This window comes from Ureibacillus sp. 179-F W5.1 NHS (genome assembly GCF_045369345.1).
In the GTDB taxonomy this organism is placed as follows: Bacteria; Bacillota; Bacilli; order Bacillales_A; family Planococcaceae; genus Ureibacillus; species Ureibacillus halotolerans.
Window position 1 is genome coordinate 136,757 of sequence record NZ_JBIQFG010000001.1, and the last position, 12,834, is coordinate 149,590.

The 12,834-nt window shown below is 35.9% G+C and carries 14 protein-coding genes and 1 tRNA gene; 2 read left to right on the forward strand and 13 right to left on the reverse strand.

The genetic code is table 11. The features are described 5' to 3' along the window. Nucleotides 1-59: 59 nt before the first annotated feature. Together ACH0B5_RS00685 and ACH0B5_RS00690 are read right to left on the reverse strand one after the other, a co-directional pair. A complete protein-coding gene (locus ACH0B5_RS00685) occupies nt 60-1,142 on the reverse strand; it encodes a sugar-binding transcriptional regulator (RefSeq protein ID WP_241559261.1) in 1,083 nt (360 codons plus the stop codon). Between the two features lie 108 nt (nt 1,143-1,250). Continuing rightward, a complete protein-coding gene (locus ACH0B5_RS00690; RefSeq protein ID WP_122970816.1) occupies nt 1,251-1,484 on the reverse strand; it encodes a glutaredoxin family protein in 234 nt (77 codons plus the stop codon). A 126-nt stretch (nt 1,485-1,610) separates the two neighbouring features. Here ACH0B5_RS00690 and ACH0B5_RS00695 point away from each other — a divergent pair, with 126 nt between their 5' ends. Next, on the forward strand, nt 1,611-2,231 hold the full coding sequence (locus ACH0B5_RS00695; RefSeq protein ID WP_174232638.1) for a spore coat protein: 621 nt from the start codon (nt 1,611-1,613) through the stop codon (nt 2,229-2,231). Between the two features lie 47 nt (nt 2,232-2,278). Here the strand turns inward: ACH0B5_RS00695 and ACH0B5_RS00700 are convergent, their stop codons facing one another. From ACH0B5_RS00700 to ACH0B5_RS00715, 4 genes are all read right to left on the reverse strand, one after another. Next, complete coding sequence (locus tag ACH0B5_RS00700) at nt 2,279-3,001, reverse strand: amino acid ABC transporter ATP-binding protein (RefSeq protein ID WP_341362601.1); 723 nt, start codon at nt 2,999-3,001, stop codon at nt 2,279-2,281. Further along, on the reverse strand, nt 2,998-3,705 hold the full coding sequence (locus ACH0B5_RS00705) for an amino acid ABC transporter permease (RefSeq protein ID WP_122970818.1): 708 nt from the start codon (nt 3,703-3,705) through the stop codon (nt 2,998-3,000). The genes ACH0B5_RS00700 and ACH0B5_RS00705 overlap by 4 nt, the downstream gene beginning before the upstream one ends. 19 nt (nt 3,706-3,724) lie before the next feature. Further along, nucleotides 3,725-4,525, reverse strand: a complete 801-nt coding sequence (locus ACH0B5_RS00710) for a basic amino acid ABC transporter substrate-binding protein (protein ID WP_122970819.1) — start codon at nt 4,523-4,525, stop codon at nt 3,725-3,727. Between the two features lie 515 nt (nt 4,526-5,040). Beyond that, nucleotides 5,041-5,115: transfer RNA gene (locus tag ACH0B5_RS00715), tRNA-Arg, on the reverse strand. Nucleotides 5,116-5,500: 385 nt separating this feature from the next. Here ACH0B5_RS00715 and clpP point away from each other — a divergent pair. Continuing rightward, a complete protein-coding gene (gene clpP / locus ACH0B5_RS00720) occupies nt 5,501-6,097 on the forward strand; it encodes an ATP-dependent Clp endopeptidase proteolytic subunit ClpP (RefSeq protein WP_122970820.1) in 597 nt (198 codons plus the stop codon). Between the two features lie 121 nt (nt 6,098-6,218). Here the strand turns inward: clpP and ACH0B5_RS00725 are convergent, their stop codons facing one another. From ACH0B5_RS00725 to ACH0B5_RS00755, 7 genes are all read right to left on the reverse strand, one after another. After that, complete coding sequence (locus tag ACH0B5_RS00725) at nt 6,219-6,476, reverse strand: HPr family phosphocarrier protein (protein ID WP_122970821.1); 258 nt, start codon at nt 6,474-6,476, stop codon at nt 6,219-6,221. A gap of 100 nt (nt 6,477-6,576) precedes the next feature. Further along, on the reverse strand, nt 6,577-7,521 hold the full coding sequence (whiA, locus tag ACH0B5_RS00730) for a DNA-binding protein WhiA (protein WP_122970822.1): 945 nt from the start codon (nt 7,519-7,521) through the stop codon (nt 6,577-6,579). Nucleotides 7,522-7,594: 73 nt separating this feature from the next. After that, nucleotides 7,595-8,557, reverse strand: coding sequence for a gluconeogenesis factor YvcK family protein (locus tag ACH0B5_RS00735; protein WP_406927270.1), 963 nt, complete (start codon nt 8,555-8,557; stop codon nt 7,595-7,597). A 4-nt stretch (nt 8,558-8,561) separates the two neighbouring features. Further along, the gene (rapZ, locus tag ACH0B5_RS00740) at nt 8,562-9,446 is read right to left on the reverse strand and encodes an RNase adapter RapZ (protein WP_122970824.1); all 885 of its coding nucleotides are present in this window, start codon (nt 9,444-9,446) and stop codon (nt 8,562-8,564) included. 13 nt (nt 9,447-9,459) lie between these two features. Continuing rightward, entirely contained in the window at nt 9,460-9,930 is a 471-nt protein-coding gene (locus ACH0B5_RS00745; RefSeq protein WP_122970825.1) for an 8-oxo-dGTP diphosphatase, read from the reverse strand. 233 nt (nt 9,931-10,163) lie between these two features. Continuing rightward, nucleotides 10,164-11,111, reverse strand: a complete 948-nt coding sequence (trxB, locus tag ACH0B5_RS00750; protein WP_122970826.1) for a thioredoxin-disulfide reductase — start codon at nt 11,109-11,111, stop codon at nt 10,164-10,166. Nucleotides 11,112-11,261: 150 nt separating this feature from the next. Next, nucleotides 11,262-12,782 (reverse strand): tetratricopeptide repeat protein, encoded by a 1,521-nt coding sequence (locus tag ACH0B5_RS00755; protein WP_406927271.1) that lies wholly within the window; start codon nt 12,780-12,782, stop codon nt 11,262-11,264. Nucleotides 12,783-12,834 lie beyond the last annotated feature (52 nt).

Here is a 12,834-nt window from a genome sequence, read left to right on the forward strand (position 1 = left end):
TTTCTTAAGGCCTTTAAAAGTTTAGCCTAAATAAAACTTATTTATCCGTGATTTACTTGCTATAAGGAAAGTTCATTCGTTGAACTTTGTAACATTTCATTTGCAGCACCTTCGTCCGTAATTAACGTCGTTTGCTTTGCTGCATTTTTAAAGTAGGCTTGAATCGCTTTCGCTTTCATCGAGCCTCCTGCCACAGCGATAATTTGCGGACTATTTTTCACTTCGTTTAGCTGAATGCCAATCGTATTTATTCGGTATATTACTTCACCAAACTCATCAAAATAATAACCAAAGGCTTCGCCAATCGCATTTTTTTCCTTTAACAAATTGAGTATTTCTTCGCTGGAATGACGTCGGTTCGCCATATCTTTTGCCGTACCGATTCCATGGATGACAATATCAATATGTTCATACAAATCAAGCACTTCTTTTACAACGGGCTCTTCGCTCATCGTTGCGTAGGCTGCTTCACTTAAATTTTCTGGCAAATACAATGTGCGGAAGTCCGCACCACATTTCGAAGCAAATTGGGAAACTAGGGTATTAGCTTGTAAATTCATTTGATTCCCAAAACTACCCCGTGCAGCGACAAAGGTTAACGTGCTGAGCGTTTTTGTCGGTGACAAAAACTTCGGTAGTGATGCAATTGTGCTACCGCCCGTTATGGCAACCTTCTGCTCCTTTTTAGCAATGTTTGTTAAATAGAGAGCTGCTTCTTTTCCTAAATGTTGCTTAATACTTTCATCCGCATCAACATCTCCAGGGACGATGATAACTTTTTCTATCCCTAACAATTGGGCAAGTTTTTTCTCTTTTAAGCTTAAACCGGAAAGTTCTTGGAAAACTTCTTTTAAATTTTCTAAAGCTTCATATCCCTTTTCGGTACATATCATTCCCTTTTGGGACGTTTCAATTAAATTTTGATTCATCAGCAATGTCGTTTCATTCCGAACAGTTCGTTCTGAAACATCTAATGTATCTAATATCGTTCTCCTTCCAACAGGTCCCGATACTGCAATGATTTGAAGTATTCGATACCTTAAAGGAAAGATTGTGGAAAGCTCAGGAATAAGTTGCTGAACTAACTTATAAGGATCATGTTTTATGAAAACACACCTCCAGTTGGGTAGATTTTGTCCCACTAAATATTTTTCGTCCCACATAGGGTAAAAAAATATTCTACGTAAAGTATACAATTTTCTATAAAAATCTACAAATGATTTCAACCATTTTTTTCAAAGCACTTCATTTTAACGATGAAGTGCCTCATAAAGGGTAACATAGTCTAAATTTCCATATTGTATAATTTGATCATCTTTTTCAACGACTGGAATCATCAACATATATTTTTCATGCAATTGTTCATTTTCTTCTATATTAATAACCTCAATATCAAAATCCATATCTTCTTGGACAAGCTTTAATGTAAGCAAACCTTCTTCACATAATAAACAATTTGGTCGACTATAAAAATTGATTTTCATCTTTCTTTTCCTCCACATTCGTTCAACTGTTTATAGCATTACAAAAATGAGCTGAATAATCAAATTGTAACTTACACAAACTAATGTCGTACAATTTGTACACTAAATTCTGGGAGGAAAAAATTTATGGAAAATCAATTCATGAATGAATCTCAAGCAATGCAAGGAAATATGCCACTTTCGATGAACCATGGTGCCCATGAAGTGTTAGACGTTCATGAAGTTCTAAGTGCTTCCATTGGTGCAATGAACACATTTATCTTCTTCCGTCCTCACGTACAAGACCAAGAACTTCTAAATATTTTGGATAGACAATATGCCTTCATGTTAGACGAGTACAATATTACGGCTGAATGTTTCAAAACAGGACAAGATCCAAGTCACCCTACTCGTTCTTACAAAATGCAAATGGGTAACGATACAAAATACGGTTTAACACCTGGCCAACCGAAAAAACCGATGACTTCTGCAAACGAAATCAATGACGGTATTATTTCAGGCTTCTTATTAAACTGTCATAAAATGGGGGCAACTGGTAAAACAACGGCAGCCCTTGAATCAACAAACCCAGTAGTACGTCGTGTATTACAAGACTCTATCCAAAACTGTATCGAAATGGCATACGAATTATCTCTTTACCAAAACAAAAATGGTTACTACCAAGTACCACAACTTTCATCACAAGATATGCAAACGATGTTAAATATGTACGGGCAAGCAGATAAAGCAAAAGATATGCCAAACTAAAATAAACAAATCCATTTGATGGCATCATCAAATGGATTTGTTTTCATTTATAATACTTTTCCTAAAAAGGCTTTCGTTCGTTCATTTTGAGGACGACTAAATAATTCTTCAGGATTTCCTTGTTCCACAATATACCCACCATCCATAAACACGACCCGATCCGCCACTTCTCGGGCAAAGCCCATTTCATGGGTGACAACAACCATCGTCATTCCTTCAACGGCTAATTGTTTCATCACATCTAATACTTCCTTTACCATTTCAGGGTCAAGGGCAGATGTTGGTTCATCAAACAACATCACTTTCGGTTTCATCGCGAGGGCCCGCGCAATGGCTACCCGCTGTTGTTGCCCACCGGAAAGCTGTTCAGGATAATTGTACGCCTTTTCCTTTAAACCTACTTTATCTAATAGTTCCAAGGCAAGGTTTTCCCCATCCTTTTTGTCCATTTTACGTATGAGCATTGGCGCCATCGTAATATTTTCAATCACTGTCATATGGGGAAATAAATTAAACTGTTGAAATACCATTCCGACTTCCGTTCGTATTTCGTTTATGTTCGTTTTCGGATCATTGACCATAACCCCATTAATATAAATCGCGCCATCGGTAATTTCCTCTAATAAATTGATACATCTTAAAAACGTACTTTTACCAGAACCCGATGGACCGATTACACAAACTACTTCCTTTTCATAGACTTCATAGTTAATTCCCTTTAATACTTCTAATTTTCCGTAAGCTTTGTGTAAATTTTCTACTTTTATCATGATGCAATCCGCTCCTCTCGTTTTTTCCGCGGATTGTAATGGATACTAAACCGTCTCTCAACATATGCAATTAGTTTCGCTACAGCATACGTTAAAATTAAATACATAATTGCTGCCACTAAGTAAGGTTCCCAGAAACGTTGGTAAGCGCCTGCTACCACTTTCGCTGCATATAAAATATCATTCGCAGCAATAACCGTTACAAGGGAAGAATCCTTTAATAATGCAATAAATTCATTACCTAATGGTGGAATCATTCGACGAAAGGCTTGAGGTAATATAATTTTCCGCATCGCTTGGCGTTCCGTTAATCCAAGGGAGCGGGCAGCTTCCATTTGACCTTTATCAATCGATTCAATCCCGGCACGGATAATTTCTGCATTATAAGCGGCACTATTTAAAATGAGGGCTGTTATACCGGAAACCAAAAAACCAAAGGATTGACCGAAAACCGCGGGTATAAATGCTAAATGAATGATTAATATTTGAACTAACATTGGCGTTCCACGGAAAAGATCTACATAAATTTTACAAGGCCAATAAACCCATCTTTTTTTAGACGTTTTACCTAACCCTAGTAATAACCCTAGTACGATACCTCCTAAATAACCGCATATCGTTAAAATAATCGTCACCCATAAACCATTTATAAAAAACTCACGGTAGTCCCAGACAATATCCCACCGCATATCTAAGAAGTTCATCTGAAACACCTCCAACTAATTAATCCAGCTCTTGACCTGTAATTTCAGCCAATTTACCATTCTCTTTAATTTTTTGAAGGCCTTCATTTAATTGTTCAAGCACTTCTGTATTTCCCTTTTTCACCATTAACCCGTAATATTCTTTTTCAAAACTATCATCCTCGATCGCTTTTAATTTCGAATCTGGGTTGTTTTTAATATATTCAAGAATGACGGCGTTATCTCCAATAGCCGCATCTACAGTACCATTAATCACTTCTTGAATCGCAATTGGCGTTGTTTCGTAAGGTAAAATATTCGTGCTTGTTTTCCCTTGTAGATCTTGGGCTGCGTAATGACCAGTCGTATTAATTTGTACACCGATTTTTTTATCTTTTAAATCATCAAGTTTAGTAATATCCGAATCTTCTTTTGTGACGATTAATTGGGTAGCCTCATAATACGGTTCTGTGAAATCATAAGTTTCTTTCCGCTCATCCGTTATTGTAATCGCAGAAATACCTAAATCAATTTCTCCATTTGTTATTTGTTGGAATAACGGCTCCCATCCAACGTTATTAATTTCAAACTCTACTCCAATTTCTTCCCCTATTGCTTTCACAATATCAATATCAATACCGACAATATTCCCACTATTGTCAAAGGATTCGAAAGGAGCATAGGCAGCATCTGTACCTACTACTAGTTTCGTTGTTTCCCCTTCAGTACTTGTTGAGTCGGATGATCCGGAAGCTCCATTCTCTTCTGCACCACATGCAGCTAAAATAAGTGAAGCGGCAGCAAAAGGCATCAATAGCTTAAATAAATTTTTCTTTAACATCGTATTCCTCCTTCAAAATAAGTGATTCATATTATTCTATAATCAGAAAATTGAAAATAAAATAAGTTTAGATATCCCCAATTATATAAAGTTCAAAATTTTAATACAACATTTAATTTTCTAAATACTTAAAATAAATTGTAGATTATCGGTTATTTTTTACTAGAAACTATTATAGAAAAGTCGAATATTTATGACTTAAGAGGGGTTTTGTTTAGATTTCTTATTAATGTTCAAATACAAAAAAAGACCCGAGAGTTCTAATTGAACTTTCGGATCTTGTTTCTTTATTCAAACCTCAAACTAAAATTATTCCATTATCGACGCTCATAAATTTATATATGAAAAAATTGGTAATGATAGTTTAAAGAGAATGAATTAGGGATAAAATGAATTGGTACAGTAATTACATTTTATCCCTTATGTTTCATTCCCTCTGAATTTTAATAGGCTGCTAAAACTAGTAAAATTCAGGAAGGTATTACGTATTATATTATATAGTTAAAACAGTAAAATGGCGCCCTCGGAGGGAATCGAACCCCCAGCGGAAGAACCGGAATCTTCTGTGTTATCCATTACACCACGAGGACGTTTAATATGTCACTTGTATCGACTAAAACGATTTTCAGTATAAAATTGAACTTCTAGTAAAAAGCATAGTGTCGATTTATGACCTTTCTATTATACAAATGTATATAAGACAATTCAACTATAAAATTGAAGTTAGGGATAATTTTTTTAAAGAAATACTGAATGATTTCATACACAAAATTGGTTTGAATGCCTTTTCCATTCCCATCTTATAGCTCTACTATCCCCATAGAATAATAGTAATTTTCATTTTAAATTTATTTTATTCACAATTAGTGGTTTATATTTGACCTTCCTTGACTATTCTGTGTATGATATGAGTACAGCTGAAGTGAAAGCTTCAGCACGTAGTAAACGACTAAATCTTTTTAAGGAGGATTTACAATGAATTTAATTCCTACAGTTATCGAACAAACAAATCGCGGTGAACGTGCCTATGACATTTATTCAAGACTTTTAAAAGACCGCATCATTTTACTTGGTAGCGCTATTGATGATAATGTAGCAAACTCCATTGTTGCCCAATTATTATTTTTAGCAGCAGAAGATCCAGATAAAGATATTTCCCTATATATTAACTCACCTGGTGGCTCCATTACAGCTGGTATGGCTATTTACGATACAATGCAATATATTAAGCCTCAAGTTTCTACAATTTGTATCGGCATGGCAGCTTCAATGGGTGCATTCTTACTTACTGCTGGTGAACCAGGTAAACGTTTCGCATTACCAAATGCTGAAGTGATGATTCACCAACCACTTGGTGGAGCTCAAGGGCAAGCAACTGAAATCGAAATTGCTGCAAAACGTATTCTTTTCTTACGTGATAAATTAAACAAAATTTTATCTGAACGTTCTGGTCAACCGTTAGAAAAAATCGCTCAAGATACAGATCGCGATAACTTCATGACAGCAGAACAAGCGAAAGAATATGGTTTAATTGACAATATCATTACTCGTATCGAAGATTCTAAAAAATAATAATCGAAACAAAATGGTGATAAGGAATTTCCTTATCACCATTTTTTTATAAAAAAGGGACGTCTCATTTAAGTATGAGACACCCCCTTAAAGTTGCGAGCGTTTACAAGTTTTCTCATTGTTATTCTTCTCTTTGAATTAAGGATGATAATCCGTCGATAGCCTCTTGTTCATCTTTACCGTCTGCGATAAGTGTAACAGTTGTTCCTCTTGCAATTGCTAAGCTCATAATCCCCATAATGGATTTAGCATTCACTTTTTTCTCGTCTTTTTGTAAATACACTTCTGATTTAAAACGATTTGCTTCTTGTACAAATAAAGCAGCTTGTCTTGCCTGTAAACCAGATTTCAATTTCACTTCTACATTGGTTTCAACCATTTATCGATACTCCCTTTCACACCGTACATAATATAATTTTATCTTATCTAAATTGTATAAAAAGAACAATGTTAGATTACTACAATTTTTTGAACAATCACTATTTTATCGTTTCGCCGCGTCTTAAAGCATCCGCTATTTCGTCAATTTTACGTAAACGATGATTTACCCCCGATTTACTTACAGTTCCAGTGGAAACCATCTCGCCAAGTTCTTTTAAAGTCACATCTTGATACTCAACACGAAGCCGTGCAATTTCTCGTAACTTTTCAGGAAGTTGATCAAGTCCGACCGTATTTTCAATAAATCGGATGTTTTCCACTTGACGAATAGCCGCACCGATTGTTTTGTTTAAGTTCGCCGTTTCACAATTGACGATACGGTTTACACTGTTTCGCATATCCCGTAATATCCGTACATCTTCAAACTTTAGCATCGCCTGTGTGGCGCCAACAATTCCTAAAAAATCAGAAATTTTTTCAGCTTCTTTTAAATAGGTGACAAATCCCTTTTTCCGTTCGATTGTTTTTGCATTTAAATTAAATTGATTCATTAAATCGGCTAATGCTTCCCCATGCTCTTTATATAAAGAATAAATCTCTAGATGATAAGCAGAAGTTTCGGGGTTATTTACAGAGCCACCTGCTAAAAACGCTCCACGCAAATAGGCTCGTTTTTGATTTTTATTTGATAACAACGAACTAGAAATGGAATGATTTAATTGAAAATCCCCAGATAAAATATCTAAATCTGTTAATAGTTCACGAGCACCATCCCGAACCCGGCAAATGTAAACATTATTTTTCTTTAAGCGCATTTTTTTTCGCACTAAAAGTTCCACATTGTATGGATATAATTTTTTAACAATCGTGTACAGTCTTCTTGCAATTGCTGCATTTTCTGTTTGCACGTCTAAACTCAGCTGTCTATTTGTAAAGGATAATGATCCGTTCATTCGTATAAGTGCAGAGACTTCCGCTTTTAAGCAATGCTCATCCGTCTCTACTTGCGTTAACTCTTTTTTTGTTTCGGAAGCAAATGACATCTTTCTCCCCCCTTTTACCTATGTATGAAAACAATCATATCATATATTCCATTCTAGAGTTCGTTTTGCTTACTTACATTCTCTTCAATGTGTAATCATACAACCATTTCGCAATTTTATTGGATTCATGGCGGACAACCCCAGATTGGATTGTTGCGATTTCCTTTTTAATAACTTCCAATCCCATGCTCTTTAATTTTTCTATATCAATCAGAACTGGTTCTGCATTTTCTTCTCGATAATTTTCTTTTATCGGTAAGGGGAGTTCAATCTCATTTACTAAAATGGCATCTAAACAAGGCTTTCCTACATGATCATAAATCGCTTGAACATGATCTGTGGCACGATAACGAATCGTTTCACCCTTTTGTGTCATTAAGTTGCAAATATAAATCCGTTTTCCCTTTGCCTTTACTAAAGTATCTCCAATTTCTTTGACTAATAAATTGGGAATAATACTTGTATATAAACTTCCAGGTCCTACAAGAATAAAATCGGCCTTCTCAATCGCCCGAATCGCTTCCGGGAGCGCTTTTACATCTTCAGGCACTAAATAGACCCGTTTAATTGGAAGATGGGAAGATGGAATTTTAGACTCCCCTTCAATAATAGATCCGTCAACAAGTTCTGCGTTCAATGTAATTTTTTTATTTGCTGCTGGTATTACTTTCCCGTGCACCTTTAAGACCTTACTCATTTCAGCAATCGCATGACTAAAGTCTCCTGTTATATCCGTTAGTGCTGTTAGCATTAAATTTCCTAATGAATGACCACCTAATTCAACGGATTGCGAAAAACGATACTGGAACATTTGCTCAACTAACGGTTCCGTATCAGAAAGGGCAGCAATCACGTTGCGAATATCACCAGGTGGCGGAATATCGTAGTCATCACGGAGTCGACCTGAAGAGCCTCCATCATCGGCAACCGTTACGATTGCAGTAATGTCAAAGGGATATTTTTTCAATCCGCGCAACATTGTTGAAAGGCCCGTTCCACCTCCGATGACTACAATATTCGTTCTCTTTTTTTTCATTACTTCAATCCTTTCTGCGATTGATGTCACGGTGGGTAATGGCAGTTTTGTAATGATCGCTAAATAGTTTCCCGAAATATTCAGCTAATGTTACAGAACGATGTTGACCACCTGTACATCCAAAAGCAATCACTAATTGTGCTTTCCCTTCATGGATATATTGCGGAATCATAAACTCAAACAAATCTTTTAATTTCGTTATTAACATTTGTGTTTCTTCAGAAGCTAATACATAGGATGATACTTCCTCTTGTAAACCTGTCTTTGGACGTAATTCCTCCACATAATACGGATTCGTTAAAAAACGGACATCGAATACTAAATCTGCGTCAATCGGAATTCCATTTTTATATCCAAAGGACATGACATTAATAAAGAACTTTGGCCTGTTCGTATTGGAAAACTCATTGCCAATTCGTTCTCGTAATTCTCTCGGTTTCATATGGGAAGTATTATAGACAAACTTTGCTCGACCTTTTAGTTCAGCAAGCATTGCTCTTTCCTTTTCAATTCCTTCGAGGGGTAATCCTTGAGGAGCTAAAGGGTGAGATCTTCTTGTTTCTTTATAACGTCGAACGAGGGTTTCATTATCAGCATCCAAAAACAATACCCGTGTTTTAACATATGCTTCCTTTTCCAATAAATCTAGGGCATCGATTAATGATTCGAAAAATTCTCCTCCACGCATATCCATTACAGCGGCAATACGTGTAATGTTTCGTTCGGATTCTTTCATTAATGCTAAAAAAGTCGTTAATAGAGCAGGGGGTAAATTATCAATGCAATAATAACCTAAATCTTCAAAGCTTTGGACTGCGACTGTCTTACCAGCTCCGGACATCCCTGTAATAATGACTATCTCATGTGTATAGATATGACTATTACCCATGTGATCATCTCCTCTACTTAAGTTCATTCGACGTTTGCAACCGCTCATCTAGTAACTCAAAATCCTCTGTATATATAAATGTACCATATTGAATCCCTTCATTTAATGCGGCAAACAATAAATTTTTCCGATCGCCTTCAGCCATTGGAAGATTGGATAGATGATCAACCGGGTGCCATTCTAGAACCCCTTCCCTTGTCTGTTCAAAGGGTTGTCCTTCGATACCATGGGCGACAAATGTATAAAGCATCCATTCGTCTTTAACGGTTTCCCCATCTTTAATAACCATCGTATAGACTCCCTTAAGATGTAAATTTTTTGGGGTAACATTTGTTTCCTCTTTAAATTCTCTTAAAGCTGCCTCATAAATGGATTCACCTAATTCCATCTTTCCACCTGGCGCAACATACCAACCTCTTCTAGGCTTTTGGAGAAGTAATACTTCCCCATCTTGAATTGCTAATAAATTTGCAATACGCTGCATTACACCCACCTCAAATCATTTGATACTCCCTTTGTTTTCTATTATACCTTCTATTGGGACTACCTTACAAAATAATACGTTTATAAAATAGATTTCATGCTATTTTCAAATAACAAAAAAAGTTGCTTCCATAACGGAAGCAACTAAAATACTAAAAAAAGGGGGTCAAAGTTTATACCCCCGATTATACATATTCTTTATTGCAAGGAAGTTACAGGAAAATTAAAAGCACATTACTTTTGCCCAATTTTTTCCTTTAGTTCTTCAACATAATGTTGTGCTGATTGAGCTGCGATACTGCCGTCACCAGTTGCTGTTACAATTTGGCGTAGCATTTTATCACGAACATCACCAGCAGCAAAAATTCCTTTTACAGAAGTTTCCATTTTGTCATCTGTTACGATATATCCTTGTTCATTTAATATGCCCAAGTTTTTAAATGGAGCTGTTAGTGGCACCATTCCGATATAAACGAAAACGCCATCTGTTTGGAATTCTTGTTCACTACCATCTACTGTTGAAACTAATGTTACACTTCCTACTTTACCGTCTTTTTCATGAATTTCTTTTAATGTGTGATTCCAAATGAAGTCTACTTTTTCATTTGCAAAGGCACGATCTTGTAAAATCTTTTGAGCACGTAATTTATCACGTCGGTGAACAATCGTTACTTTATCAGCAAAACGAGTTAAATAAACTCCTTCTTCGACTGCTGAATCCCCACCGCCTACAACGATTAAATTCTTTTGTTTAAAGAATGCACCATCACAAACGGCACAGTAACTTACACCGCGGCCACCAAGTTCTTTTTCACCCGGTATACCCATTTTTTTGTACTCGGCACCAGTAGTAATAATGATAGAACGTGTTTTATATTCTTTTGAACCTGCTTTAATTACTTTATATTCTTCACCATCAATAATTTCAGCAACATCACCATAAGCGTATTCTGCGCCGAATTTTTTTGCGTGTTCGAACATTTTTGTAGAAAGTTCAGGTCCTAAAATGGTTTCGAATCCTGGATAGTTTTCAACTTCTTCCGTATTGGCCATTTGCCCACCGGGAATTCCGCGCTCAATCATTAAAGTTGATAAATTTGCACGGGAAGCATAAACCGCTGCTGTCATCCCTGCAGGACCTGCTCCGATAATAATTACGTCATATATTTTTTCTTCAGCCATTAAAAAAGCCTCCTTATAAAGAAGCGACAAATTTCCTTCGCTTTCATTCATTGTATTACTAAAATTTTTTACACACACCGTTATAAAAAATTGTTCTTTACATCTTTCATCCTAGGACATTCCACAACTAACTTCAAATATATTGCCTAGTTAGTCGAAAGGTAAATAGTGAATTAATTCCTCCACATACTTCGTTAACGTTGATACGGAAATATTATATTTTTCAGCATAATGCTTTTTCGTCACTTTTTTACTATTAATAGTTGAAAAGAACATATACTCAACAGCTGCTGCTAAAGCTTTTACATTTTTAAATGGATAATCATTTTTCAATGCCCGTTCACTTAATACAAACCACATTTGGAATAAATATTGTACTTCTAACGTAATCGGGTTCAAGCTTTTATATAATTCCTCCGCAACTTCCATAGAACGAACAAAATATTTTTCCGTATCGTTATCGTTTGTAAATTGATGTTGAAGAGCATAGGCTAAACATAATTTTTCAATACCACTATACTTTGATAGATCGATTAATTTAGGATGTGCGATTATTTCTTGCTTATAAGCTGATTTACTAAGTAAGAAAAATCCAAACATACGATGGGTGCTATATTTACTACTAATTTTTTCAATAATAAATTCCCGATTGTTTTCTAATGATTCGTCATGTTCTTCCGATGCATTTAACCATGGTTCATAGCCATCCTTTGTCGGATCCATTTCCACCAACAACTTCCAAGCTGCTTTTCCTTCTTCTATATGACCAGAAAAATAAGCCGATTGTGCCAACCAAAAGTAAAAGCCTGCATCTCCCGGGAATCCTTTTCTTTTCATGCTTTGTAGCCATTTATAAGCCACTTCATATTCGCCGATTAAAGCTAAAGTAGCTCCTAGCTTATAGCGATTTTCCCAATCATAGGGATTTATTTTCTTCAACATTTCGACTAAAGCGGATAACTCGGATTCATTTTTCTCATAATATGCTATGACAGCCAAATTACATAGGGCATGTAAGTTTCCTAAACTTTCTCGTAAAACATTGTTTAATAGTGCCCTTGCCTGTTCCGTTTCTCCAACATAGAAATAAGCTAAAGATAAATTGTTATAAGCTGGCCATAAGTCTGGGAAGGTTTCGATTAATTGTTCCAACACTTCAATCGCTTCATCAAATTGACCGTTTTCCATTAAACGACGAGCTTTTTCTTGGGCAATTAATTTCTCAGAATCTTCTTCATCAATATGTTCCATTTCCTCTTCTTCATATTGAAGAAATTCCAATATTTCTTCCGCCTCTACGACATACATTCCATCAGGTTCCATTTGCAAATACATTTCCGCAAATTTTTGGGCATCGCGTACCATCCCGATACAACCTGAAATTTCCGCTAAGAAAAATACGTGTTCAGGCTCACTAGGATCCAAACTATATGCTGTATGTATTAGTTCATATGCCTTTTCGAAGTTTTGGGCATCCATTTCTAAAATCCCAAATTGCATTAAAACATGGGCATCATCTGGACTTAGCTCTGCCGCTCGTTTCATATATTTATACGCTTTATCCATTTGATCTTTATCCATAGCTTTCAGCGCTTTATTAAAATAGTAATCTCCATTTGGAATAAAGGATACAACATTATTTAATTTCTCTTTTTGACGTTGTTTTTCCAAAGTAAATCCTCCGAACTTCATACATTACGCCTTGGCGTAACGACCATATACG

Excerpts from the sequence above, each read along its gene's own strand:
- ACH0B5_RS00690 (WP_122970816.1), bottom strand. The coding sequence starts at position 1,484 with ATGAAAATCAATTTTTATAGTCGACCAAATTGTTTATTATGTGAAGAA.
- ACH0B5_RS00695 (WP_174232638.1), top strand. The coding sequence starts at position 1,611 with ATGGAAAATCAATTCATGAATGAATCTCAAGCAATGCAAGGAAATATG.
- ACH0B5_RS00700 (WP_341362601.1), bottom strand. The coding sequence starts at position 3,001 with ATGATAAAAGTAGAAAATTTACACAAAGCTTACGGAAAATTAGAAGTA.
- ACH0B5_RS00705 (WP_122970818.1), bottom strand. The coding sequence starts at position 3,705 with ATGAACTTCTTAGATATGCGGTGGGATATTGTCTGGGACTACCGTGAG.
- ACH0B5_RS00710 (WP_122970819.1), bottom strand. The coding sequence starts at position 4,525 with ATGTTAAAGAAAAATTTATTTAAGCTATTGATGCCTTTTGCTGCCGCT.
- clpP (WP_122970820.1), top strand. The coding sequence starts at position 5,501 with ATGAATTTAATTCCTACAGTTATCGAACAAACAAATCGCGGTGAACGT.
- ACH0B5_RS00725 (WP_122970821.1), bottom strand. The coding sequence starts at position 6,476 with ATGGTTGAAACCAATGTAGAAGTGAAATTGAAATCTGGTTTACAGGCA.
- whiA (WP_122970822.1), bottom strand. The coding sequence starts at position 7,521 with ATGTCATTTGCTTCCGAAACAAAAAAAGAGTTAACGCAAGTAGAGACG.
- ACH0B5_RS00735 (WP_406927270.1), bottom strand. The coding sequence starts at position 8,557 with ATGAAAAAAAAGAGAACGAATATTGTAGTCATCGGAGGTGGAACGGGC.
- rapZ (WP_122970824.1), bottom strand. The coding sequence starts at position 9,446 with ATGGGTAATAGTCATATCTATACACATGAGATAGTCATTATTACAGGG.
- ACH0B5_RS00745 (WP_122970825.1), bottom strand. The coding sequence starts at position 9,930 with ATGCAGCGTATTGCAAATTTATTAGCAATTCAAGATGGGGAAGTATTA.
- trxB (WP_122970826.1), bottom strand. The coding sequence starts at position 11,111 with ATGGCTGAAGAAAAAATATATGACGTAATTATTATCGGAGCAGGTCCT.